The following is a 23,575-nucleotide window of genomic DNA, read 5'->3' on the forward strand; positions in this document are numbered from 1 at the left end:
GTGTCGCACGCTCGGTGCTCATTGTCCCGCACCGGGTGCGGTGGGTGGTCAGCGGGTGGGGTCCTCGCCGCGGTCCAGGGCCTTCCACAGGTCCTCGGGCCGGTCCGGGTCCACCGCCGCGGGCCGGCGGCCGCGGGCGCCGCCGTCGCGCTCGTACCGGCCGCCCATCGCGGGCCAGGCGCGGCCGTGGCGCAGGGCCAGCAGCCCGGCGGCCAGGATCAGGACGCCGCCGGCGGCGGTGACGTACGGCCACACGGTGTGCGCGAGCATGCCCACCTGGGCCGCGGTGTCGGCGGTGGCCTTGGCGGCCTGCGCGTCCAGCGCCTGCCGGTCGTCGGCGGCCAGGACGGCGGCGAGGGCCGCGCCGAGGCCGCTCAGCGCCAGCAGGGCGGAGACCAGCAGCCGGCCCGTGCCGCGTACGGCGAACACCGCGACCAGGGCGGCGAGGCCCACGATGGCCAGGGCGGCGGGCAGACCGGTGACGGCCTGCCCGTCGGCGCTCACCGGGAGCGAGCCGCCGCCGACGGCGGCGGCGCCCCGGGCCCACACCCGGCCGGAGCCGAGCAGGACGACGGTGGCGCCGAGCGCGCCGAGCAGCAGGGCGGCGGCCACGCTGCGGCGGCCGCCGCGGCCCGCGGGGGCCGCGGAGGGCCCGGAGGCCCCGGGCGCGCCGGTGTCGTTTCGGGGTGGGGGTACGGCACTCACGTACCCACTATCCCCTACCGGCTCAGGAGCCGTGGAGGCGGTTCGCCGCAGCCACCGCGCGCAGCACGGCGGACGCCTTGTTGCGGCACTCGTCGTCCTCCAGCTCCGGCACCGAGTCGGCGACGACCCCCGCGCCGGCCTGCACGTACGCGGTGCCGTCGCGCAGCAGGGCGGTGCGGATGGCGATGGCGGTGTCGGAGTCCCCGGCGAAGTCGAGGTAGCCGACGCAGCCGCCGTACAGGCCGCGCCGCGAGGGCTCCAGCTCCTCGATGATCTGCATGGCGCGCGGCTTGGGCGCGCCGGACAGGGTGCCGGCCGGGAAGCAGGCGGTGAGCACGTCGAAGGCGGTCCGGCCCTCGGCGACGCGCCCGGTGACCGTGGACACGATGTGCATGACGTGCGAGTACCGCTCGATGCCCATGAAGTCGACGACCTCGACGGAGCCCGGCTCGCAGACCCGGCCGAGGTCGTTGCGGCCCAGGTCGACGAGCATCAGGTGCTCGGCCCGCTCCTTGGGGTCGGCCAGCAGCTCCTCGGCGAGGGCCTGGTCCTCCTGCGGGGTCGCCCCGCGGTGGCGGGTGCCCGCGATCGGGTGCACCATGGCCCGGCCGTCCACGACCTTGACCAGGGCCTCGGGGCTGGAGCCGACGACGTCGAAGCCGTTCTCGAAGCGGAACAGGTACATGTACGGGGACGGGTTGGTGGCCCGCAGGATCCGGTACACGTCGAGCGCGGAGGCGTGGCAGGGGGTCTCGAACCGCTGCGAGGGCACCACCTGGAAGGCCTCGCCGGCCCGGATCCGCTCCTTGATGTCCTCGACGGCGGCCTGGTACTTCGCACCGCCCCACAGGGCGGAGAACTCGGGCAGCTCGGAGGCCGGCAGCGGGGCGGGCGTGTACGGGGCGGGCCGGGCGAGATCGGCCTCCATGGCGTCGAGGCGGGCGACGGCGTCCGCGTACGCCTCGTCCACACCCGTGTCGAGGTCGTTGTGGTTGATCGCGTTGGCGATGAGCAGGACGGTGCCGTCCCAGTGGTCGAGGACCGCCAGGTCGGAGGTGAGCAGCATGGTCAGCTCGGGCAGCTTCAGGTCGTCGGCCCCGTGGTCGCCGATGCGCTCCAGGCGGCGCACGACGTCGTAGCCGAGGTAGCCGACCATGCCTCCGGTGAACGGCGGCATCCCGGCGGCCAGGTCACGCGGGGTGTGCAGCGCCTGGACGGTGGCGCGCAGGGCCTCCAGCGGATCCCCGCCGGTCGGGACGCCGACGGGCGGGGTGCCGATCCAGTGGGCCTGCCCGTCGCGGACGGTGAGCGTGGCGTCGCTGCGGACGCCGACGAAGGAGTAGCGCGACCAGGAGCGGCCGTTCTCGGCGGACTCCAGCAGGAAGGTGCCCGGGCGTTCGGCGGCCAGCTTGCGGTACAGGCCGACCGGGGTGTCGCCGTCGGCCAGCAGCTTCCGGCTCACGGGGATGACCCGGCGGTCGGCGGCGAGCTTGCGGAACTGTTCGAGATCCATGGGATGCGTTACCTGTCTGCCTGGCCGGCGTCTGCCTGGTCGGCGGCCAGCGGAAGGACATCGGCGTCGAAGCACGTGCGGGCGCCGGTGTGGCAGGCGGCACCGACCTGGTCGACCTTGACGAGCACGGTGTCGGCGTCGCAGTCGAGGGCGACGGACTTCACGTGCTGGACATGGCCGGATGTGTCCCCCTTGACCCAGTACTCCTGCCGGCTGCGCGACCAGTAGGTGCAGCGGCCCGTCGTCAGGGTGCGGTGCAGCGCCTCGTCGTCCATCCACCCGAGCATCAGCACCTCACCGGTGTCGTACTGCTGGGCGATGGCCGGAACCAGGCCGTCGGCGGAACGCTTGAGCCGGGCGGCGATGGCAGGGTCGAGGGAGGAGGTACTCATGCGGGCCATTGTGCCGCGCCGGACGGGCGGTCATGGATCACCGTCCGCCTGATGGGCGGGCAAACGGCGCGCTCCGGCCGTAGGCTTGCCCGCATGTCTACCCATGCGAAGCGTGAACGCCTGCTGCTGGCGGACCTGTTGGAGGCGGCGGGGCCGACGGCGCCCACGCTGTGCGAGGGCTGGCTGACCCGGGACCTCGCGGCGCACGTGGTGGTACGGGAACGGCGCCCGGACGCGGCGGGCGGACTGCTGCTGGACGTGCTGAAGGACCGGCTGGACAAGGCGATGGCCGAGTACACGGCCAAGCCGTACGAGGAGCTGATCCAGCTGATCCGCACCGGCCCGCCGAAACTCTCCGTGTACGCGCTGAAGCAGATCGACGAGGCGGCGAACGCGGTGGAGTTCTACGTGCACGCCGAGGACGTCCGGCGGGCCCAGCCCGACTGGACACCGCGCGAGCTGGACCCCGTCTTCTCGGACGCGCTGTGGTCCCGGCTGGAGAAGCTGGCCCGGCTGACCGGACGCCGGTCGCCGGTGGGGCTGGTGCTGCGCCGGCCGAACGGCCAGACGGCCGTGGCGCACAAGGGCACCCCGGTGGTGACGGTGACGGGCGAGCCGGGGGAGCTGACGCTGTTCTGCTTCGGCCGGCAGTCCGCCGCCGCGGTGGAACTGGACGGCGAGAAGGAGGCCGTCGCCCGCCTGACCACCGCCAAGCTGGGCATCTAGCCCTGCCCGGCCGCCGCCGTCTGCCGCTGCGCGGAGCCGTATCCCCACCCCGCCCCTTCCCGCCGTACCGGATATGCGGCTCCGCCGCGTGGTGTGGGCTCCGCCCCCAGACCCCAGCGCCTCAAACGCCGGCGAGGCTGGAACATCCAGCCCGCGCGGCGTTTGAGCGCAACGGGTCCGGGCAGCGCCCGGTTTCGGGAAGGGGCGGGGTGGGGAATCGGCTCCGCGCAGCGGAAGGGGCCGCGGCCGGAGCGCTACGCGCGGGCGATCGGTGCCAGGACGGCCGTCGTCAGCGCGGCCAGGGTGTCGGGCGCCAGCTCGACCTCCAGCCCGCGCCGGCCCGCCGACACGCAGATGGTCGGGTGCCCCTGCGCGGAGGAGTCCACGACGGTCCGCAGCCGCTTGCGCTGCCCCAGCGGCGAGATGCCGCCCACCACGTAGCCGGTGGTGCGCTCGGCCAGCGACGGGTCCGCCATCACGGCCTTCTTCGCGCCGACGGCGGAGGCCAGGGCCTTCAGGTCGAGGCTGCCGGAGACGGGGACGACCGCCACGGTGAGCACCCCGTCCGCGTCCGTCACGAGCGTCTTGAAGACCTGGTCCGGGCTCACGCCCATGGCCTCGGCCGCCTCCTGCCCGTACGAGGGGTGTGCGGGGTCGTGTTCGTAGGAGTGCGTGGTGAAATCCGCTCCGGCCGCGGTGAGTGCGGCGATCGCCGGGGTCGCCGCGGACGCGGCCTTCTTCTTCGCCATCAGGCAGGGCTCCCGATCGGTGGGTCCGGTGGTCAGTTCGGGCTGGTCGGCATCCGGGTCAGGTCGACCGCGGGCAGCGACGGCAGGTGCCGGATCAGCGCCGTCTCCGCGCGCAGCAGTTTCAGCTCTTCCGCCAGCCGCGTCGCCGTGTCCGGGGCCTGCAGCAGCCGCTGCTTGGCGGGGGTGTCCAGCACCGCGGCCGCCGCCACCAGGTACGACACCACCGACGGCTCGTCCGGCAGTTCCGACGCCGAGGCGAGGGACCGCTCCCGGGCCCCGGCGAGCCGCTTCTGGTAGGTACGGAACGCCCGCAGCACCCCCTCGGCCAGCGCGCCCGCGCCCTCGCCCGCCTCCTCCGGCAGCTCCTCCAGCTCCGCCACGAGGAACGGGCCCGAGGCGTCCACCGACAGCAGGCGCACCCGCGTCGTGCCCGTCGTCAGGACCTCGAAGCTGCCGTCCTGCCGCTCCCGGATCGTGGCCGCGTCGGCGATGCAGCCCACCCGGTGGAACGCCTGGACCGGGTCCGGGCCGAAGCCCGCGGCCGGGCCCCGCTCGGGCAGGGCCGTCGGGTCCGGCATGCCGGGGGCGGTCTGCGCGACCTCCCGGCCGTCGCGGATCGCGACGACCGCGAAGCGGCGCGGCTCGTCCTCGCCCGTCTTCAGCAGCTCCCGCATCATGGCGCGATAACGCTCCTCGAAGACGTTCAGGGGCAGCACCAGTCCGGGGAAAAGCACCGAGTTCAGCGGGAAGAGAGGCAGGCGAACGGTGGTCACGAGGCACAGGGTAGTAGCCGTGGGGAGGGCCCTGTCACCTCGGTTCTTCCTGGTCCGTCCGGTTCTTCCCGGTCCGTCGGCCCGGTCCGGCGGCCCGGTCCGTCAGCCGCGGCGCAGCAGGCGGGAGGCCCCCGCCGCCACGGTCGTCGCCAGGATCCAGCCCAGCAGGACCAGCACCGCGGTGCCCCACTGCCAGTAGCCCTTCATCATCCACTGGCCCTGCTGGCCGAGGTCGATGACCGGAAGCAGCAGGTCCAGGGCGTAGAGCAGCGGATTCCACTCCGGGTGCTCGTCCGGCTTGATGGCCGCCGGGGTGATCTGCGCGAACAGCAGTGCGCCCGCCGCCCACAGCAGCACCATCCACAGCGCCGCCCGCCCCGGCCGGTACCCGTACGCCACCGTCCAGTCCTGCAGGTACCCCCACGCCTTCGCCGCCGGCGGCAGCGTCGCCCGCCGCCGCCGCTGCTTGGCCAGCAGCACCTGCCGCGCGTCGGCGTCCTCGCCGCTGGCGCGCAGCACGGACGCCAGCCGCTCGTACGGCTCCGGCGAGAACTCCGGGGTGGCCGCGGCCACCCACTCCAGCCTTCGCACCAGCGGGAAATGGCCGCGGGGCGCGATGTTCTCGTACACGAAGCCCTCGATCGACACGCCGCCCGGCCCGGGCCAGCTCGTGGAGGTGTCGACCAGCTTGACCACCTTGGCCCCCGACAGCACCACGCGGCCCCGCTCCGGCTGCTCGCCCACGAACCGCAGCTCCGGGGTCTGGATCCGGCGCAGCGACACCTCCTGCTCGTCGGCGAGGGCGAACCGGGACCCGTACAGGTCGACCGCGTCGCCGAAGCGGCCGTCGTCCAGGCGCAGCCCGCCCCGGCACTCGAAGCGCCGGGCCCGCTGCCCGCGCACCGGGGTCTGGCCCAGGCCGTAGGGGGGAGTGGCGGAACCGGAGTCGCCGGGCACGTAGCCGAGCGCGATCGACGTCAGGTACAGGGTCCGCTCCACGGTCAGCTGCGGGGCGTTCAGCGCCCGCCGCCCGTGCGGGTTGCGCAGCCGGGCCCCGCGCAGGTTCATCGACCCGCCGACCTTCGCGCCGCGCAGGCTCACCTCCCCGTACGCCTCCAGCAGGTCGCCCTGGAAGTCCTGCGCGACCGCCATGCCGTCCGCGGCGATGGCCCGGCCCCGGCTGTCGCGCTGCACCACGGCCTGGCTGATCAGCAGGTCCGTGCCGATCTGCGCGTCGGTCAGCCGTATGCCCCGCGCCACCCGGCAGCGCGGCAGGTGCAGGTCGCCCTCGGTGTGCAGGCGGGACGCGTCCAGCCGGGGTAGCGCGCAGTTGACCAGCCGCAGCGTGCCGAACCGGGTCTCGGACAGCTGGACCTCGCTGTCGAAGCGGCAGGACTGGAGTTCGACGTACGGCTCCACGGTGCCGCCCGACAGGTCCAGCCGGCCGGTGATCCGCACCCCGCGCAGCTTCAGCGACGCCACCCGCCCCGGCACCGGCGGCGGCCCGTGGAGCAGCAGCAGCGACACCACGTCGGCGCGGACGCTGCGCCCGGCGTCCCAGGCCCGGTCGCCGTGCGGGTCGTCCACCTCGGCCGCCCGCGCGCTCAGGTCGCACACGCTGCCCGTGCGGAACGCCCGCCACATCAGCCGCTCGGCCTCGCCGAGGTCCGCCGGCTCCTCGTCCGCGCGCGGCGCCTCGGCCATGCGGTCCCCCCTCCGCCGTACATCCGTGTAGCAGGAACGTTAAGGGGAGGCGGTGACGGCCGGGGCGTGTATCAGCCAGTGATACGGGCGGACGGTGGTGGGAGCCGGTCTGAGAGAATTGGGAGGTGATCTCTCGTATCGATCTGCGCGGCAACGCCCTCCCCGAGGGTGCGGCCCTGCGCCACCTGCTTCCCCGTGCCGAGTTCGACGTGGAAGCCGCCCTGGAAAAGGTGCGGCCCATCTGCGAGGACGTCCATCATCGTGGCACGGCGGCGCTGATCGAGTACGCGCAGAAGTTCGACGGTGTGGAGCTGGAGCAGGTCAGGGTGCCCGTCGAGGCCCTCGCCAAGGCCCTCGACGAGCTCGACCCGGCCGTCCGCGCCGCCCTGGAGGAGTCGATCCGCCGCGCCCGGACCGTGCACCGGGAGCAGCGCCGCACCGCGCACACCACCCAGGTGGTCCCCGGCGGCACCGTGACCGAGAAGTGGGTTCCGGTCGAGCGCGTCGGCCTGTACGCGCCCGGCGGCCGCTCCGTGTACCCGTCCTCCGTCGTCATGAACGTCGTGCCGGCCCAGGAGGCGGGGGTCGAGTCCATCGCGCTGGCCTCCCCGCCGCAGGCCGACTTCGGCGGCCTGCCGCACCCGACGATCCTCGCCGCCTGCGCCCTGCTCGGCGTGGACGAGGTGTACGCGGTGGGCGGCGCCGTCGCCGTCGCGATGTTCGCGTACGGCACCGAGGACTGCCTGCCGGTCAACATGGTCACCGGCCCCGGCAACATCTGGGTCGCCGCCGCCAAGCGCTACTTCACCGGGAGGATCGGCATCGACACCGAGGCCGGCCCGACCGAGATCGCCGTCCTCGCGGACTCCACCGCCGACCCGGTGCACGTCGCCGCCGACCTGATCAGCCAGGCCGAGCACGACCCGCTGGCCGCCGCCGTCCTCGTCACCGACTCCGAGGACCTCGCGGCCGCCGTCGAGAGGGAGCTCGAACCGCAGGTCGCCGCCACCAAGCACGTCGAGGACCGGATCCGCCCGGCGCTCGCCGGCAAGCAGTCCGCGATCGTGCTGGTCGACTCCCTGGAGGACGGCCTGAAGGTCGTCGACGCGTACGGCGCCGAGCACCTGGAGATCCAGACCGCCGACGCCGCGGCCTGGGCCGCCCGCGTCCGCAACGCCGGCGCGATCTTCGTCGGCCCCTGGGCCCCCGTCTCGCTCGGCGACTACTGCGCCGGGTCGAACCACGTCCTGCCCACCGGCGGCTGCGCCTGCCACTCCTCCGGACTGTCCGTGCAGTCCTTCCTGCGCGGCATCCACATCGTCGACTACACGCGCGACGCGCTCGCCGAGGTCACCCACCACGTGGTGACGCTGGCCGAGGCCGAGGACCTGCCCGCGCACGGCGCCGCCCTGAAGGCGCGCTTCGGCTGGAAGGTCCCCGGGCAGTGACCGCGTACGACAGCGCCGACAGAACCATCGGCATCGACGACCTCCCGATCCGCGACGAGCTGCGCGGCAAGAGCCCGTACGGCGCCCCGCAGCTCGACGTGCCCGTCCAGCTGAACACCAACGAGAACCCGTACGAGCTCCCCGAGGAGCTGGTGCGGCGGATCGCCGAGCGCGTCGCCGACGCGGCCCGCACCCTCAACCGCTACCCCGACCGGGACGCCGTCGAGCTGCGGACCGCGCTGGCCGCCTACCTCACGCGCACCGGCAAGCACCCGGTCGCCCGGGAGAACGTGTGGGCCGCCAACGGCTCCAACGAGGTCATCCAGCAGCTGCTGCAGACCTTCGGCGGGCCCGGCCGCACCGCGATCGGCTTCGAGCCCTCGTACTCGATGCACGCGCTGATCGCCCGCGGCACCGGGACGGGCTGGATCTCCGGCCCGCGCCGGGACGACTTCACCATCGACATGGCGGCTGCCGAGCAGGCCATCTCCGAGAACGCGCCCGACGTCGTCTTCATCACCTCGCCCAACAACCCCACGGGCACCGCGGTCGAGGCGGAGACCGTCCTCGCCCTCTACGAGGCCGCGCAGGCGGCGAAGCCGTCCCTGGTGATCGTGGACGAGGCGTACGTCGAGTTCAGCCACCGGGACTCCCTGCTGCCCCTCATCGAGGGCCGCCCGAACCTGGTGGTCTCCCGGACCATGTCCAAGGCCTTCGGCGCCGCCGGACTGCGCCTGGGCTACCTCGCCGCACACCCGGCCGTCGTCGACGCCGTCCAGCTGGTGCGCCTGCCGTACCACCTGTCGGCCGTCACCCAGGCGACCGCCCTCGCGGCCCTGGAGCACACCGACACCCTGCTCGGCTACGTCGAGCAGCTCAAGGCCGAGCGGGACCGCCTCGTCGCCGAACTCCGGGCGATCGGCTACGAGGTCACCGAGTCCGACGCGAACTTCATCCAGTTCGGCCGGTTCGGGGACTCCCACACCGCCTGGCAGCAGATCCTCGACCGGGGCGTCCTGGTCCGGGACAACGGCGTACCGGGATGGCTGCGGGTCACCGCGGGCACCCCGGCCGAGAACGACGCGTTCCTGGAAGCGGTTCGCGCACTGAAGAAGGAGCAGCAGGCATGAGCCGCATCGGACGGGTCGAACGGACCACGAAGGAGACGTCCGTCCTCGTCGAGATAAACCTCGACGGCACCGGGCAGGTCGACGTCTCCACCGGCGTCGGCTTCTACGACCACATGCTCGACCAGCTCGGCCGCCACGGCCTGTTCGACCTCACGGTCAAGACCGACGGCGACCTGCACATCGACAGCCACCACACCATCGAGGACACCGCCCTCGCGCTCGGCGCCGCCTTCAAGCAGGCCCTCGGCGACAAGGTGGGCATCTACCGCTTCGGCAACTGCACCGTCCCCCTGGACGAGTCCCTCGCCCAGGTGACCGTGGACCTGTCGGGCCGCCCCTACCTCGTGCACACCGAGCCCGAGAACATGGCCCCGATGATCGGCGCGTACGACACGACGATGACCCGGCACATCCTGGAGTCCTTCGTCGCCCAGGCCCAGATCGCCCTCCACGTCCACGTCCCGTACGGCCGCAACGCCCACCACATCGTGGAGTGCCAGTTCAAGGCGCTGGCCCGGGCCCTGCGCTACGCCGCCGAGCTGGACCCGCGCGCGGCAGCGGCAGGCATCCTTCCCTCCACGAAGGGCGCTCTCTGACCGTGAACGGCCTCAACACCATCCTCATCGTCGTCGGCCTGTTCCTGGCCGGCGGCGTCTACTCCTTCCAGAAGCAGCAGATGCCCAAGTCGGTCGTCCTGCTGCTCGCCATCGGCTCCGCGATGTGTCTCGCCGCCGGAGTCCTGCGGATCCAAGGAATCTGGGCATGAGCGCATCCCGCCCCACCAAAACGGTCGTTGTCCTCGACTACGGCTTCGGCAACGTCCGGTCCGCCGAGCGCGCCCTCGCGCGGGTCGGCGCGGACGTCGAGATCACCCGCGACTACGACAAGGCCATGGACGCCGACGGCCTCCTCGTGCCCGGCGTCGGCGCCTTCTCCGCCTGCATGGAGGGCCTGAAGTCGGTCCGCGGCGACTGGATCATCGGCCGCCGCCTGTCCGGCGGCCGGCCCGTCATGGGCATCTGCGTCGGCATGCAGATCCTCTTCGAGCGCGGCATCGAGCACGGCGTCGAGACCGAGGGCCTCGACGAGTGGCCCGGCACCGTCGGCCCGCTCAAGGCCCCCGTCGTCCCGCACATGGGCTGGAACACCGTCGACGCCCCCGCCGACAGCCAGGCCTTCGCCGGCCTGGACGCCGACGCCCGGTTCTACTTCGTGCACTCCTACGCGGCGCACGACTGGAGCCTGGAGGTCACCAACCCGGCGATCCGCGCCCCCAAGGTCACCTGGGCCACCCACGGCGAGCGCTTCGTCGCGGCGGTGGAGAACGGGGCCCTGTGGGGCACCCAGTTCCACCCCGAGAAGTCCGGCGACGCCGGAGCCCAGCTCCTCACCAACTGGATCGAGACCCTGTGATGACCGAGCCCGAGCCCGCAGCGAAGCAGCTGGAACTCCTCCCCGCGGTCGACGTCCGCGACGGCCAGGCCGTCCGCCTCGTCCACGGCGTGTCCGGCAGCGAGACCTCGTACGGCTCCCCGCTGGAGGCGGCCCTCGCCTGGCAGCGCGCCGGCGCCGAGTGGCTGCACCTGGTCGACCTCGACGCCGCCTTCGGCACCGGCGACAACCGGGCCCTGGTCTCCGAGATCACCCGCGCCATGGACATCAAGGTCGAGCTCTCCGGCGGCATCCGCGACGACGCCACCCTGGAGGCGGCCCTCGCCACCGGCTGCACCCGCGTCAACCTCGGCACCGCCGCCCTGGAGACCCCCGAGTGGGCCGCCAAGGCCATCGCCGAGCACGGCGACCGGATCGCGATCGGCCTCGACGTCCGCGGCACCACCCTCAAGGGCCGCGGCTGGACCAGCGAAGGCGGCGACCTGTACGAGACGCTCGCCCGCCTCGACTCCGAGGGCTGCGCCCGCTACGTCCTCACCGACATCGGCCGCGACGGCACCCTCACCGGCCCCAACCTGGAACTCCTGCGCAACGTGTGCGCCGCCACCGACCGGCCCGTCGTGGCCTCCGGCGGGATCTCCTCGCTGGACGACCTGCGGGCGCTGGCCGGGCTGGTGCCGCTGGGCGTCGAGGGCGCCATCGTCGGCAAGGCCCTGTACGCGAAGGCCTTCACCCTCCAGGAGGCGCTGCAGGCGGTGGCCGGCGCATGAGCGGAGCCGACGCAGTCCGCCGGTACTCCTCCGGCGGCCCCTGGGAGGACGCCGTGGGCTACTCCCGTGCGGTCGAACTGCCGAACGGGCTGGTGCTCGTCTCCGGCTGCACCTCCGTCGTCGACGGCAAGATCGTCGCCGGCGGGCCGTACGAGCAGGCGGTCAACGCCTTCCGCGTCGCGATCGACGCGCTGGAGCAGGCGGGCCTGGGCGCCGGGCACGTCGTCCGCACCCGCATGTACCTCACCCACGCGCGGGACGTCGACGAGGTCGGCCGGGCCCACAAGGAGCTCTTCGGCGAGGTCCGCCCCGCCGCATCCATGATCATCGTGTCCGGCTTCATCGACCCCAGCCTGGTCGTCGAAGTCGAGGTCGAAGCCTTCCGAGGGGAGTCCTGATGTCACTCGCCGTACGGGTGATCCCCTGCCTTGACGTGGACAACGGCCGCGTCGTCAAGGGCGTCAACTTCCAGAACCTGCGCGACGCCGGCGACCCGGTGGAGATGGCCCGCCTCTACGACGCCGAAGGCGCCGACGAGCTGACCTTCCTCGACATCACCGCCTCGTCCGGGAACCGCGAGACCACCTACGACGTGGTGCGGCGCACCGCCGAGCAGGTCTTCATCCCGCTGACCGTGGGCGGCGGCGTCCGCACCGCCGACGACGTGGACAAGCTGCTGCGGGCCGGCGCCGACAAGGTCGGCGTCAACACCGCCGCCATCGCACGGCCCGAGCTGATCCGGGAGATCGCCGAACGCTTCGGCCGACAGGTCCTCGTCCTGTCCGTCGACGCCCGGCGCACCGAGTCCGGCTCCTTCGAGGTCACCACGCACGGCGGCCGCCGGGGCACCGGCCTCGACGCCGTCGAGTGGGCCCACCGGGCCGCCGAACTCGGCGCCGGCGAGATCCTGCTCAACTCCATGGACGCCGACGGCACCAAGGACGGCTACGACACCGAGATGATCGCCGCCGTCCGCAAGCACGTCACCGTCCCGGTGATCGCCTCGGGCGGCGCCGGCCGACTGGAGCACTTCCCGCCCGCCGTCGACGCCGGAGCCGACGCGGTCCTCGCCGCCTCGGTGTTCCACTTCGGCGACCTCCGCATCAGCGAGGTCAAGGCCACCCTCCGAGCCGCCGGCCACCCGGTCCGCTGAGATCCTGCCGCGGGGGCACCCGGGCCTCGGCCACGGGTGCCCCCGCCGATCGCCGTACGGCGAGCCGGTCAGCGGTCGAGGCCGACATGCACGGCGAACGCCGACCACGCCGCCGCGGTGAACCCGAGAACCGGCGCCCCGGGCTCCTCGTTGCGCTTCGAGTCCCGGACGAAGACCACGCCCGGCTGCGGGCACGCCTCCAGGCAGTTGCCGTCGGGGTCGCCGCTGTAGGAAGACTTGAACCACTCGCCGTACGGGCGCCCGGTGCTGGTGCTCATGGTGATCAAACCTCTCGTGCCAGTCGTGCCAGGAAGTCGGGCGTCTCGTGGATGGGCAGAGCGCCCTGTGCGAGGTGCTCGAAGCGCCGCTCGTATTGCTTGACGATGCGCTCCTTGGACATGAACTGAACGGTGCCGGTCATGCTGTTGCAGACGACCGGGAGAGGAAGCTCCTTCCGATCGAAGTGGAGGATGTGGAAGCTGCCGCCCAGCACCCGGTACGCCGGCACCCGGGCCGGAATGATCCGCACCGCCACGTTGGGCAGTTCGGTGAGCTCCGCCAACTCCAGGTACTGGGCTCGCATCACTTCTCGGTTTCCGACCCAGTTGGTGAGGGCGGACTCGTCCATGATGCAGACGAGTTCCATGCCTTCCTCGGTGATCCGCTTCTTCCGCTCCATGCGGACCGCCACGGCGTTCTCCACGAACTCCGTGGTGCGCTCGTCGGCGGCCTGCGCTGACCGCATCAGATGGAGGACGTAGTCCTCGGTCTGGAGCAGGCCGAGCACGACTCCGAGGCACCATGCCCGCACGCGTTTCGCGCCGGACTCATGCGCGAGGTACAGGTTCATACCGGACGGCAAGGTGGAGGACTTGGGACTCCACCAGTCATGGCCCTTCGCGTTCCGGTACCAGTCGGTGAGCATCTCCGTGCCGTCGAGATCCACTCCGTAGGCTTCGAGGAGCTTGTTGAGCTGCTCTATGCGCTCGAACCCGCTCTGCCCGGACTCGACCTTGCTGATCATCGATGCCGAACGGAGCCCGATCGCCTTTGCGGCCTGGTCTCCCGTCAACCCGGCTTGGTCACGTAGGCGGGTGAGTTCGGCTCCAAGCATGATGCGTAAGAACGTCGACCCTACGTGTGCCGCCATGGGTGTCCTCCCCTCCGATTCGGGCCGCCTCCTCTGATGGTGACAGCCGCTGCGCGATTTCTCACGGGCCCTACTCGTCTCACCGCGCCTGCTGTTGACCTCATGCGGGCCCCTGTGCGTCTCCCGTCATATACCAATTCACTTCCCTGAGCAATCGACTCGTCACAGTCGGTTGCACATGAACTCCAGTTGGTAGGACGGTAGTCGGGCCGCCCGGGAAGCCGGTGTCCATCCGCCGTATGCATCCCGGTTCCTGGCGGCTGCCATCTCCCCTGCCTGCTGAGGAGCGCGCCGTGACGGCCATGACCGAGCTGCAGCCCGACGACTGGACGGAGCCCGGGCAGGAACCGGTCCGGCAGGCCGATCCGCTGTCGCGGCTGTGGGGAGTTCGCACGGACGGGGTACGGGCCGCCGCCGCCCTCGCCCGGCAGAACGGGCGGGTGCTGCGCGTCGTCCGCTACGTGCAGGCACCGCAGCACGAGGCGGACGCCCGGTTCGAGGCGCTGGAGCTCGTCGCCCGCTCCCGGCACTACCTGGTGCGGGACGAGACGTGCCTGGACGTGGGCGGGCCCGCGCTCCTGGAGTACCGGCCGGGTCTGTCGGCGGCGCGGCGGCTGCTGCGCTCCGGCTTCGCGGACGGGCTGTTGGCGCCGGCGTACGAGCACATCAGCCCGCATCTCGCCGAGTACGAGCGACTCCTGAAGGACATGGCCGCCCGCGGCCACTTCCTTGCGCTGGCGCTGTCGGAGACCGGCCGGTGAACGGATCGACCGAAGGGGATGGGGACGAACGTGGAGCACACCAGAGCGGCGGAGCCGACCGCCCTCCCGGTACGCACGCCGCAGCAGGAGCTGCGGCACCGAAGGCTCTTGGAGGAGCTGGAACCGGTGACCGAGAACGTGTTCGCCGCTGCGGCCCGCGAGTACCTCGCGGCGATCGCCTCGGGCCGCAACCGGATCCGGAACACGGGCCAGGGCGGCGAACGGTGATGCCGGCCGCGGAGCCGGACATGGCCCACCGGGTGCCGGCCGACCCGCTTGATGCGCTGGCCAAGCGCATGGCCTGGGACCGCTTCTACAGCAACCCGGACCCGCACGAGAACCTGCCGTTCACGAAGGTGGAGCTGGCGGGCATCCGGCGGCACGTCCTGGGCGCGGGGATGAACACGGCCGTGGACGTGGGCAGCGGCTGGGGGGTGCTGACGACGGCGCTGGCCCGCGAAGGCCTGCACACGACCGGCTACGACTGGTCGCCGGTCGCGGTGGAGCGGGCCCGCGCGGCCTGGGCCGGCGAGGAGCGGCTGGGCTTCGAGGTCCACGACTTCCTCACCGACACCCCGCCGCGGGCTCTGGTGCCGGGCAGCGTGGACGTGCTGGCGTGCCGGCTGGTGCTGCCGTACCTGGACCTGCGCCGCTTCATGACCGGCGCCCGCCGCTGGGTGAAGCCGCGCACCGGCGTGGTGTACGTGGTGGTGCAGGTGTGGGAGCGGCAGCCGGACGGCTGCCACCGCGGCTATCCCGACGAGGTCGTCGAGGGCCTGCGGGACGGTTGGCGGCACACGCGGCGCTGGGACCTGGACTGGTCGCCCGAGTTCACGGCGCTGGCACTGACCGGCCCGGAGGACCGCTGACCGGCACCCGCCCCGGCCGTCTTGGCCCCCGGCGGCGTACCGCAGAGCCGGCCGCCTGTTGAGAAGGGGAGCTTCGTCAGTGCCGCGATGGGCGAGCGAAGCGAGGTGGGGGTCCCCCCGGCCGGAGGCTGGGGGAGACCGTCTGCGGGCCGGTGGTGGCTGGTCGCGCGGTTCCCCGCGCCCCTGACGGGGCGCCGTACCGCGGCCTTCAGGTCCGCGGGGGCTGCTCCTGGGGCGCCGGGTCGGCGTGGACGTGCGGCGGCGGGTAGACGGCGGCGGGGCCCGGCGTCCCGGCGGCCGGGTCGTGGCCGGGCTCCGGGTCGTACGGGGTCCACAGGGCCGTCAGACCGAGGTGGACGAGGAGCGCGGTCATCGGCAGGGCCAGCAGCACCCCGTACGCGAGGAGCTCCAGCGGCGCGTCGAAGGGGACGCCCTTGCCCACGGCGGCCGCGGCGGCGGCCACGTCGCCGGAGCCGCCCAGCCACTCGCCGGTGCGCCATGCCAGCCCGGCGGCGGCACAGGAGCCGATGCCCAGCCCGATCACCTGGGGGACGCCGCCGCGGCGGCGCCACAGGAAGACGGCGGCGGCGGCGAGCAGGCCCATCCCGATCGAGAGCAGCAGGAACATGCCGTCGGCCCCTATCCGGGCCTCGCTCTCGGTGTTGCGCAGGAAGACGGCCTGCCCGTTGGACACGTACTGGGCCCGCGGTGCCAGCCACGCCCACAGCAGGCCGAGGAGTGCCCCGGACGCCCCGACGGCGAGGGTGACGGCGGCCCCGTCACGGACGTCCCCGGCGGTGACGCCGGGTGCGGCCGGTCTGCCGGGCGGCGGCGGTTCGACGGGGGGCGGCGGGGTAACGGGTTCGGTCACCCCCACATCGTGCCAGGTGTGCCGGACCGGGGCGGAACCGGAGTCAGCGGACGGCGGCCCGCCGGTACGCCCAGGTGGCGACGGACAGCGACAGCACGCCGACGGCCCCGCAGACGGCGAGGTCGGCGGCGACGACCGCCCAGTCGGGGTGGGGTGCGAAGGTCCGGGCGAAGGCCTCGACCCCGTACGTGGACGGCAGCAGGTCCCGCGCCCAGACGATCGGGGCGGGCATCCGCTCGGGCGGCAGCACGCCCAGCAGCAGCGCCGCCGACATGCCCAGCTGCCCGGCCAGGGTGGCCAGCTCCTGCCGTGGCGCGAGCAGGCCGAGGGTGGCGCCCAGCCCGGCCAGCGCCGCCCCGGCGAGCGGCACGACGGCGGCCAGGATCCACAGCCCGGTCATCGGCAGCCCGAACAGCAGGCAGCCGAAGACGGCGGTGACGAAGGTGCCCGGCAGGGTGAAGGAGGCGTACGCGGCGGCGGCGCCGAGCACCACCGAGGCGGGCGGGACGGGCAGCGTGGCGTAGTGGTCCAGGCCTCCGCCGGCCCGCAGCTGGCCGAAGTACTGGGCGAGCAGGTTCAGCGCGACGAACGCGACGACCAGCACCGAGGAGCCGGCCACGACGGCCTGCGCCTCCGTGCCGCCGTCCACCACGCCCCGCATCAGGACCATGATCCCGACGGACTGGAAGGTGGCGACGAACAGCAGCGGGATCCGCGCCACCCGGGCCCGGGACAGCTGGGCCCGGTACACGGCGGCCAGCGAGGGCAGGAAGCGGGCCCGGGGGGCCAGTGCCCCCACCTCGGCGGCAGGAGTGGTAGCGGTGCTCACGACTTCACCAGGCCCTTCGTGATGCGCCCGCCCAGCGCGAGGTAGACGTCCTCCAGGCTCGGGGTCGCCAGTGTGAAGTCGTCGAGGGCGGCGAAGGCCGGCCCGCCGGTCACGGCGGCCACCGCGGCCCGTGCCTCGTCCGGCGGCAGCCGCAGCACCCACCGGCGGCCGGACTCGGCGGCCGCCGCGGCGAGCGCGGCGACCTCGGGCACGTCCAGCGGCGGCGCGGTCCGCCACACGAGTTCGAGGCGGACCTCGTCGGAGACGCGGGCCTTCAGCGCGGCGGGCGTGTCGCAGGCGATGACCCTGCCCTGGTCGATGACGGCGACCCGGTCGAGGACGGTCTCGGCCTCGATGACGTTGTGGGTGACGAGCAGGACGGTGGTGCCGTGCCGGGCGCGCCGCCGGTCCACGGCCGACCACACCGCCCGCCGGGCGACGGGGTCCATGCCGGTGGTGGGCTCGTCGAGGACCAGTACCTGCCGCTCCCCCACCAGGGCGGCGGCAAAGCAGGCCAGCCGCCGCTGTCCGCCGGACAGCTTCTTCAGGGGCCGCCCGGCGATCGCGGTGAGCCCGAGCTCCTCCAGGACGGCGTCCCGGGTGTCGCGGGCGTCGCGGGCGGTGAGGCCGCGCAGCCGCCCGGTGGTCTCGGCGGCGAGGGCGACGGTGAGCTCGTCGAGGGCGGTGGACTCCTGGCCGAGGTAGGCGAGGAGCCGGGCCGCCCGCTCGGGGTGGCGTACGAGGTCGTGGCCGAGCAGGGTCACGGAGCCGGAGTCGGGCCGCAGCAGCCCGGTCAGCTGCCGGACGAGGGTGGATTTGCCGGCGCCGTTGGGGCCGAGGAGACCGAAGACCTCGCCGCGCCGGACGTCCAGGGAGATCCCGTCGTTGGCGCGGGTCGCGGGCAGGGCGGGGGCGCCGCGCCGGCCGCGGACGGCGGGGTAGGTCTTGACCAGGTCACGCACCGCGCAGACGACGCCGTCGGCCGCGGGCGGCGCCGCGGCCGCCGTCGTGCTGCGGCTGCCCTGCGGTCTCGCTGGTGCTGTGCCCGTACTCACGAGGGAGCAGCCTACGCGGCCCCGGGCCCTACTCGGGCGTCGGGGTCGCCGGGACGCCCGGCGCGGCGGCCGGTGCGCCGGGCACGCGCTCGGCCGCGGCGCGGACGTCGATCTCCCGCCAGAACCCGGCGCGGATGGCGTAGCGGTCGTGTTCGTCGATCTGGTCGTCCTTGTGGGCGAGCAGGCCGAACCGGGCCGCGTAGCGCAGCAGCTCGCCGTCGATGCGGTGCGGGATCCGCGGGTACATGGTGGCGAGTTTCTGCAGGTGGACGGCTTCCGGGAGGCGTTCCATCCAGCGCCGGGCGAAGACCTGGCCGACCTCGAACGGGTCGCCGCCGACGGTGGTGATGTCCTCCTCGCGGTCGGCCCAGCGCTGCTCGGCGCTGGTGAGCTGGGCGAGGGTGGGCAGGGAGGCGGTCTCGGCGGGTTCGCCGAGCGGGCCGGGCCGGTCGATCCAGCCCCGGTCGGAGGACCAGCGCAGGGCGCTGGCCGGGGAGGGGGTGACGCCGTTGCCGGAGTGCGGGCCGGGCTGGTGGCCGGGGGCGCGCAGGGAGCCGGCGAGGTCCTTGGGGGTGGGTACGGTCCTGCCGCCGACGGCGGGGGCGGGCACGGGGGCCGCGCCGGTCTCGGGGACGGGCGGGTCGGCGGCCGGGGCCGGGGCGCCGGCGGCGGCGCTGCGGGCGGCCGCCTCGGCGAGGGCCGCCTCGGGCAGGGGTGCGGAGAGGATGGCGGCGATCTCGGGGCGGGGCGCGGGCGGGGGCGAGTAGAGGCCGGTGAGGTCCTTGGCGCGGACGGCGCGGGTGATCCAGGCCCGGTCCAGGACGCGGCGCTCGTCGGCCTCGGCGACGAGGTCCTCGGACTGGTTGTAGTCGCCGTCGGCGGCCTGGACGGCCCACAGGTGGACGGCGACGCCGTGCTCCTTGGCGGACATCAGGCCGGGCAGGAGGTCCCCGTCGCCCGTGACGAGGACGACGTCGGAGCAGGCGCGGTTGCGGGCCAGCTCGGTGAGCTCGGCGTGCATGGCGGCGTCGACGCCCTTCTGCGCCCAGCGGCCGTCGCTGCGGGTCAGGGCGCCGAGCCGGACGGTGACCCGGGGCATGACGCGCAGCCGGCGGTGTTCGGGCTGGGGCACCCGGTCGGGTGCACCGTCGAACCAGTAGATGCGCAGCAGGGGCTGCTGGGTGTCGGCCTCGGCCCGTTCGCGCAGGCCGTGGATGAGGGCGGCGTGGTCGACGGTGATGCGGGAGCGGGAGGGTTCACCCGCGAGAAGGCTTGCGGCGGCGCCCAGCAGATAGCCGGCGTCCACCAGGACGACGCAGCGGTCCACGCGTTCCACCTCTTCCGTGGGGGTCCTCTGGTTTTCCCCGAGTCTGCCCGACCATGCGGGTGTTGACGGCCGGAACTGGATCATCGGCGTGGCGTATCTCACTGTTTTCGGGGCGCGCGCGGGCCGCGACACCCGGGAAAGATCCACAATGCGCGGTTTGTGGTGCTGTGTGAGTGTGAAGGCGGTCCTGGCCCCTAGACCCTCACGGAGGCTCCACCATGGCCAAGAACAAGAACCAGAAGCAGCCGAAGCAGCAGGCCCGCTCCTCGTCGCAGGAGCCGTCGAAGAGCTCGCAGGAGACCTCGTCCGAGTCGTCGTCCTCGTCGTCGTCCCCGAGTCCGATGGATATGGCGCGCAAGGGCAAGCAGAAGCGCTTCGGCCACAACTGACGCCGCCGCCGGCGCCGCGGGCGCCGGGGGCAGACGCGCGAGGGCGCGCCCGGAGGAGTTCCGGGCGCGCCCTCTGTGCTGCGGTGCGCCGGTGGGCGCGGGGCCGGGCCGGCGGCCGACGGCCGACGGCCGTCAATCGGCGGCCGTCAATCGGCGGCCGTCAGCCGGCCAGGCAGGACGGTCCGAGGAGCACCTTGAGGTCGCCGAAGAGGGCCGGGTCGGGCTGGACCCGGTGCCGGTCGAGGCGCAGCACGGTGGTGGACCGGGGGCCCTGGAGCTTGATCCGGACCTCGGTGTTGCCCTTGTGGTGGCGGAGGATCTCGCCCAGACGGGTGACCATCGGAGGGGTGACCTTGACGGTGGGGATGGTGAGGACGACCGGGGCGTTGGTCCCGGCCGAGGACAGGTCGGGGACCATCAGCTCCATGGCGACCAGCCGCGGCACGTCCTCGCGCTTGTCGAGGCGGCCCTTGACGAAGACGACGGCGTCCTCGACCAGCTGGGTGGAGACGAGCTGGTAGGTGGCCGGGAAGAACATGCACTCGATGGAGCCGGCGAGGTCCTCGACGGTGGCGATGGCCCAGGCGTTGCCCTGCTTGGTCATCTTCCGCTGGAGGCCCGAGATGATGCCGCCGATGGTGACGACGGCGCCGTCGGCGTGCTCGCCGCCGGTGAGCTGGGAGATGCCCGCGTCCGTCTTGTCGGACAGGACGTGCTCCAGGCCGAAGAGCGGGTGGTCGGAGACGTACAGGCCGAGCATCTCGCGCTCCTGGGCGAGCAGGTAGGACTTCTCCCACTCGACGTCGGAGAACTCGACGTCGAGGCCGAAGCCGGGCTCGTCGCCGCCCTCGTCGCCCATGGCGCCGAAGAGGTCGAACTGGCCCTCGGCCTCCTTGCGCTTGACCGCGACCACGGTGTCGATCATCGGCTCGTGCTGGGCGACGAGGCCCTTGCGGGTGTGGCCCATCTCGTCGAAGGCGCCGGCCTTGATCAGCGATTCGACGGTGCGCTTGTTGCAGACCACGGCCTCGACCTTGTCGAGGAAGTCCGGGAAGGAGGAGTACTTCCCCTTGGCCTTGCGGGTCTTGATGATCGAGTCCACGACGTTCTGGCCGACGTTGCGGACGGCGGTGAGGCCGAAGAGGATCACGTCGTCGCCCTGGGCGGCGAAGTTCGACTCGGACTCGTTCACGTTCGGCGGGAGCACCTTGATGCCCATGCGGCGGCACTCGTTCAGGTAGATCGCGGACTTGTCCTTGTCGTCCTTGACCGAGGTGAGCAGGCCGGCCATGTACTCGGCCGGGTGGTTGGCCTTGAGGTAGGCGGTCCAGTAGGAGACCAGGCCGTACGCGGCGGAGTGGGCCTTGTTGAAGGCGTAGCCGGCGAAGGGGACCAGCACGTCCCACAGGGCCTGGATGGCGGTGTCGGTGTAGCCGTTCTTCCGGGCGCCTTCCTGGAAGATCGTGAAGTTCTTCGCGAGCTCCTCGGGCTTCTTCTTGCCCATGACGCGGCGGAGGATGTCGGCCTCGCCGAGCGAGTAGCCGGCGATGATCTGGGCGGCCTTCTGCACCTGCTCCTGGTAGACGATCAGGCCGTAGGTGACCGCGAGCACCTCTTCGAGCGGCTTCTCCAGCTCGGGGTGGATCGGGGTGATCTCCTGCTGCTTGTTCTTGCGCAGGGCGTAGTTCGTGTGCGAGTTCATGCCCATCGGGCCCGGCCGGTAGAGCGCGGACACGGCGGAGATGTCTTCGAAGTTGTCGGGCTTCATCAGGCGCAGCAGCGAGCGCATGGGGCCGCCGTCGAACTGGAAGACGCCGAGGGTGTCGCCGCGCTGGAGCAGCTCGAAGGTCTTGGGGTCGTCGAGCGGCAGGGCCAGGAGGTCGATGTCGATCCCCTTGTTGGCCTTCACCATCTTGACGGCGTCGTCCATGATCGTGAGGTTGCGCAGGCCGAGGAAGTCCATCTTCAGCAGGCCGAGCGACTCGCAGCTCGGGTAGTCCCACTGGGTGATGGTGACGCCGTCGGTGTGCCGCACCCAGACGGGCACGTGGTCGGTGATCCGCTCGCTGGACATGATCACGCCGGCGGCGTGCACGCCCATCTGGCGGACCAGGCCCTCCACGCCGCGCGCGGTGTCGATGACCTTCTTCACGTCCGGCTCGTTCTCGTACATCCCGCGGATCTCGCCGGCCTCGCCGTAGCGGGGGTGCGAGGGGTCGAGGATGCCGGAGAGCGGGATGCCCTTGCCGAGGACGTCGGCGGGCATGGCCTTGGTGAGCCGGTCGCCCATGGCGTACGGGTAGCCCAGCACGCGCGCGGAGTCCTTGATCGCGTTCTTGGCCTTGATGGTGCCGTACGTGCCGATCATGGCGACCTTGTCGGCGCCGTACTTCTCGGTCACGTACCGGATCACCTCGACGCGCCGACGCTCGTCGAAGTCGATGTCGACATCGGGCATGGAGATGCGCTCGGGGTTCAGGAACCGCTCGAAGATCAGGCCGTGCGGGATCGGGTCGAGGTCGGTGATGCCCATGGCGTACGCGACGATCGAGCCTGCCGCGGAGCCTCGGCCGGGGCCCACGGCGATGCCCTGGTTCTTGGCCCACATGATGAAGTCGGCGACCACGAGGAAGTAGCCGGGGAAGCCCATCGAGATGATCGTGTCCATCTCGTACTCGACCTGCTTCATGCGGTCCTCGGGGATGCCGCCCGGGAAGCGGCGGTGCATCCCCTTCATGGTCTCCTCGCGGAACCAGGTGACCTCGGTGTAGCCCTCCGGGATGTCGAACTTCGGCATCAGGTTCCGGAACGTGAACATGCCCTCGGTGTCGACCTGCTCGGCGACGAGGCGGGTGTTGGCGCAGCCCTCCTGCCAGGCGTCCGAGGAGTCGATGGCGTACATCTCCTCCGTCGACTTCAGGTAGTAGCCGGAGCCGTCGAACCGGAAGCGGTCCGGGTCGGAGAGGTTCTTGCCGGTCTGGATGCAGAGCAGGGCGTCGTGCGCGCCGGCCTCGTGCGCGTACGTGTAGTGCGAGTCGTTGGTGACCAGCGGCGGGATGCCGAGCTTCTTGCCGATCTCCAGCAGGCCGTCGCGGACCCGGCGCTCGATCTCGATGCCGTGGTCCATCAGCTCCAGGAAGTAGCGCCCCTCGCCGAAGATGTCCTTGTAGTCGGAGGCCGCCTTGAGCGCCTCGTCGAACTGTCCGAGGCGCAGTCGGGTCTGCACCTCGCCGGAGGGGCAGCCGGTGGAGGCGATCAGGCCCTCCGACCACTGGGCGATGGTCTCCTTGTCCATGCGGGGCCACTTCGTGAGCCAGCCCTCGGCGTAGGCGTCGGAGGACAGCCGGAAGAGGTTGTGCAGGCCGGTGGCGTTCGCCGCCCAGATCGTCTTGTGGGTGTAGCCGCCGGAGCCGGAGACGTCGTCCCGCTTCTGGTGCGGCTGGCCCCACTGGATCCTCCGCTTGTTGCGGCGGGACTCGGGTGCGACGTACGCCTCGATGCCGATGATCGGGGTGATCCCGGCCTTCTGCGCAGAGTGAAAGAAGTCATACGCGCCGTGCAGGTTTCCGTGGTCGGACATGGCGATGTGCGACATGCCCATCTCGTTGCACGCCGCGAACATGTCCTTCAGCCGCGCGGCACCGTCCAGCAGCGAGTACTGGGTGTGGACGTGCAGGTGCGTGAACGGCGTCTTGGCCACGGCGCGGGACCTCCGGGGGCGGGGGTAGGGGGCAGCTTTGAATCCTACGTCCCACGGGTGACAGATTCCGGGCACCTGACGGTACGGTCAGGCGTTGCAGAACCAGGTGGTCCCGCACGGCGTCCAGTCGATCGGAACCAGTCCAGCCCGTGCACCAGGAGGAACCCGC

26 protein-coding genes are annotated in these 23,575 nt (G+C 72.5%); 12 read left to right on the forward strand and 14 right to left on the reverse strand.

What is annotated here, in order from left to right:
- Window positions 1-48: 48 nt before the first annotated feature.
- The 3 genes from ACIQUT_RS05000 to hisI are packed head-to-tail and all read right to left on the reverse strand — an operon-like array spanning window position 49 to window position 2,619.
- Window positions 49-705 (reverse strand): TIGR02234 family membrane protein, encoded by a 657-nt coding sequence (locus tag ACIQUT_RS05000; protein WP_403559507.1) that lies wholly within the window; start codon window positions 703-705, stop codon window positions 49-51.
- 22 nt (window positions 706-727) lie between these two features.
- Window positions 728-2,218: an anthranilate synthase component I gene (locus ACIQUT_RS05005; protein WP_403559509.1), complete on the reverse strand. Its 1,491-nt coding sequence runs from the start codon at window positions 2,216-2,218 to the stop codon at window positions 728-730.
- An 8-nt stretch (window positions 2,219-2,226) separates the two neighbouring features.
- Window positions 2,227-2,619 (reverse strand): phosphoribosyl-AMP cyclohydrolase, encoded by a 393-nt coding sequence (hisI, locus tag ACIQUT_RS05010; protein ID WP_403559512.1) that lies wholly within the window; start codon window positions 2,617-2,619, stop codon window positions 2,227-2,229.
- An 84-nt stretch (window positions 2,620-2,703) separates the two neighbouring features.
- Here hisI and ACIQUT_RS05015 point away from each other — a divergent pair, with 84 nt between their 5' ends.
- Window positions 2,704-3,336 carry a TIGR03085 family metal-binding protein gene (locus ACIQUT_RS05015; protein WP_403559514.1) on the forward strand — a complete coding sequence of 211 codons (633 nt, stop codon included), beginning with the start codon at window positions 2,704-2,706 and terminating at the stop codon, window positions 3,334-3,336.
- 254 nt (window positions 3,337-3,590) lie between these two features.
- Here the strand turns inward: ACIQUT_RS05015 and ybaK are convergent, their stop codons facing one another.
- The 3 genes from ybaK to ACIQUT_RS05030 all read right to left on the reverse strand — a co-directional run bounded on the left by ybaK (window position 3,591) and on the right by ACIQUT_RS05030 (window position 6,562).
- Window positions 3,591-4,085 carry a Cys-tRNA(Pro) deacylase gene (gene ybaK, locus ACIQUT_RS05020; RefSeq protein WP_403559517.1) on the reverse strand — a complete coding sequence of 165 codons (495 nt, stop codon included), beginning with the start codon at window positions 4,083-4,085 and terminating at the stop codon, window positions 3,591-3,593.
- Between the two features lie 32 nt (window positions 4,086-4,117).
- Window positions 4,118-4,858, reverse strand: a complete 741-nt coding sequence (locus ACIQUT_RS05025) for an LON peptidase substrate-binding domain-containing protein (protein ID WP_403559520.1) — start codon at window positions 4,856-4,858, stop codon at window positions 4,118-4,120.
- A 102-nt stretch (window positions 4,859-4,960) separates the two neighbouring features.
- Complete coding sequence (locus tag ACIQUT_RS05030) at window positions 4,961-6,562, reverse strand: oxidoreductase (protein ID WP_403559523.1); 1,602 nt, start codon at window positions 6,560-6,562, stop codon at window positions 4,961-4,963.
- 125 nt (window positions 6,563-6,687) lie between these two features.
- On the opposite strand from ACIQUT_RS05030, the gene hisD reads away from it, so the two are divergent.
- The 8 genes from hisD to hisF are packed head-to-tail and all read left to right on the forward strand — an operon-like array spanning window position 6,688 to window position 12,455.
- Entirely contained in the window at window positions 6,688-8,010 is a 1,323-nt protein-coding gene (hisD, locus tag ACIQUT_RS05035; RefSeq protein WP_403559526.1) for a histidinol dehydrogenase, read from the forward strand.
- The gene (locus tag ACIQUT_RS05040) at window positions 8,007-9,140 is read left to right on the forward strand and encodes a histidinol-phosphate transaminase (RefSeq protein WP_403559530.1); all 1,134 of its coding nucleotides are present in this window, start codon (window positions 8,007-8,009) and stop codon (window positions 9,138-9,140) included. Before hisD ends, ACIQUT_RS05040 begins: the two co-directional genes overlap by 4 nt.
- On the forward strand, window positions 9,137-9,736 hold the full coding sequence (gene hisB / locus ACIQUT_RS05045) for an imidazoleglycerol-phosphate dehydratase HisB (protein ID WP_403559533.1): 600 nt from the start codon (window positions 9,137-9,139) through the stop codon (window positions 9,734-9,736). Before ACIQUT_RS05040 ends, hisB begins: the two co-directional genes overlap by 4 nt.
- Window positions 9,737-9,738: 2 nt before the next feature.
- Window positions 9,739-9,906 (forward strand): hypothetical protein, encoded by a 168-nt coding sequence (locus tag ACIQUT_RS05050; protein ID WP_403559536.1) that lies wholly within the window; start codon window positions 9,739-9,741, stop codon window positions 9,904-9,906.
- Complete coding sequence (gene hisH, locus ACIQUT_RS05055; protein WP_403559539.1) at window positions 9,903-10,553, forward strand: imidazole glycerol phosphate synthase subunit HisH; 651 nt, start codon at window positions 9,903-9,905, stop codon at window positions 10,551-10,553. The genes ACIQUT_RS05050 and hisH overlap by 4 nt, the downstream gene beginning before the upstream one ends.
- Entirely contained in the window at window positions 10,553-11,302 is a 750-nt protein-coding gene (gene priA, locus ACIQUT_RS05060) for a bifunctional 1-(5-phosphoribosyl)-5-((5-phosphoribosylamino)methylideneamino)imidazole-4-carboxamide isomerase/phosphoribosylanthranilate isomerase PriA (RefSeq protein ID WP_403559541.1), read from the forward strand. Before hisH ends, priA begins: the two co-directional genes overlap by 1 nt.
- Complete coding sequence (locus ACIQUT_RS05065) at window positions 11,299-11,700, forward strand: RidA family protein (protein ID WP_403559544.1); 402 nt, start codon at window positions 11,299-11,301, stop codon at window positions 11,698-11,700. The genes priA and ACIQUT_RS05065 overlap by 4 nt, the downstream gene beginning before the upstream one ends.
- Window positions 11,700-12,455 (forward strand): imidazole glycerol phosphate synthase subunit HisF, encoded by a 756-nt coding sequence (gene hisF / locus ACIQUT_RS05070; protein WP_403559547.1) that lies wholly within the window; start codon window positions 11,700-11,702, stop codon window positions 12,453-12,455. Before ACIQUT_RS05065 ends, hisF begins: the two co-directional genes overlap by 1 nt.
- Before the next feature lie 68 nt (window positions 12,456-12,523).
- Here the strand turns inward: hisF and ACIQUT_RS05075 are convergent, their stop codons facing one another.
- Both ACIQUT_RS05075 and ACIQUT_RS05080 read right to left on the reverse strand, forming a co-directional pair.
- Window positions 12,524-12,733, reverse strand: a complete 210-nt coding sequence (locus tag ACIQUT_RS05075) for a DUF397 domain-containing protein (RefSeq protein WP_403559550.1) — start codon at window positions 12,731-12,733, stop codon at window positions 12,524-12,526.
- A 5-nt stretch (window positions 12,734-12,738) separates the two neighbouring features.
- Window positions 12,739-13,605 carry a helix-turn-helix domain-containing protein gene (locus ACIQUT_RS05080; RefSeq protein WP_403559553.1) on the reverse strand — a complete coding sequence of 289 codons (867 nt, stop codon included), beginning with the start codon at window positions 13,603-13,605 and terminating at the stop codon, window positions 12,739-12,741.
- A gap of 293 nt (window positions 13,606-13,898) precedes the next feature.
- Between ACIQUT_RS05080 and ACIQUT_RS05085 the strand changes: the two genes are divergently transcribed.
- From ACIQUT_RS05085 to ACIQUT_RS05095, 3 genes are read left to right on the forward strand one after another with little or no spacing between them, the layout of a single operon-like run.
- Entirely contained in the window at window positions 13,899-14,366 is a 468-nt protein-coding gene (locus ACIQUT_RS05085) for a hypothetical protein (protein WP_403559555.1), read from the forward strand.
- 30 nt (window positions 14,367-14,396) lie between these two features.
- Entirely contained in the window at window positions 14,397-14,594 is a 198-nt protein-coding gene (locus ACIQUT_RS05090) for a hypothetical protein (protein WP_403559558.1), read from the forward strand.
- A 20-nt stretch (window positions 14,595-14,614) separates the two neighbouring features.
- Window positions 14,615-15,235 (forward strand): class I SAM-dependent methyltransferase, encoded by a 621-nt coding sequence (locus tag ACIQUT_RS05095; RefSeq protein ID WP_403559561.1) that lies wholly within the window; start codon window positions 14,615-14,617, stop codon window positions 15,233-15,235.
- A gap of 208 nt (window positions 15,236-15,443) precedes the next feature.
- Here the strand turns inward: ACIQUT_RS05095 and ACIQUT_RS05100 are convergent, their stop codons facing one another.
- The 6 genes from ACIQUT_RS05100 to dnaE all read right to left on the reverse strand — a co-directional run bounded on the left by ACIQUT_RS05100 (window position 15,444) and on the right by dnaE (window position 23,406).
- Window positions 15,444-16,106, reverse strand: a complete 663-nt coding sequence (locus ACIQUT_RS05100; protein WP_403559564.1) for a hypothetical protein — start codon at window positions 16,104-16,106, stop codon at window positions 15,444-15,446.
- Between the two features lie 43 nt (window positions 16,107-16,149).
- Window positions 16,150-16,935, reverse strand: a complete 786-nt coding sequence (locus tag ACIQUT_RS05105; protein WP_403559566.1) for an ABC transporter permease — start codon at window positions 16,933-16,935, stop codon at window positions 16,150-16,152.
- The gene (locus tag ACIQUT_RS05110) at window positions 16,932-17,897 is read right to left on the reverse strand and encodes an ABC transporter ATP-binding protein (protein WP_403560575.1); all 966 of its coding nucleotides are present in this window, start codon (window positions 17,895-17,897) and stop codon (window positions 16,932-16,934) included. Before ACIQUT_RS05110 ends, ACIQUT_RS05105 begins: the two co-directional genes overlap by 4 nt.
- A gap of 121 nt (window positions 17,898-18,018) precedes the next feature.
- Window positions 18,019-19,326 carry an NYN domain-containing protein gene (locus tag ACIQUT_RS05115; RefSeq protein ID WP_403559569.1) on the reverse strand — a complete coding sequence of 436 codons (1,308 nt, stop codon included), beginning with the start codon at window positions 19,324-19,326 and terminating at the stop codon, window positions 18,019-18,021.
- A gap of 193 nt (window positions 19,327-19,519) precedes the next feature.
- On the reverse strand, window positions 19,520-19,675 hold the full coding sequence (locus tag ACIQUT_RS05120; RefSeq protein WP_403559572.1) for a hypothetical protein: 156 nt from the start codon (window positions 19,673-19,675) through the stop codon (window positions 19,520-19,522).
- A gap of 191 nt (window positions 19,676-19,866) precedes the next feature.
- Entirely contained in the window at window positions 19,867-23,406 is a 3,540-nt protein-coding gene (gene dnaE / locus ACIQUT_RS05125) for a DNA polymerase III subunit alpha (protein WP_403559575.1), read from the reverse strand.
- Between the last annotated feature and the right edge of the window lie 169 nt (window positions 23,407-23,575).

The sequence above is a fragment of the Streptomyces sp. NPDC090445 genome (assembly GCF_044769385.1).
Taxonomy (GTDB): Bacteria; Actinomycetota; Actinomycetes; order Streptomycetales; family Streptomycetaceae; genus Streptomyces.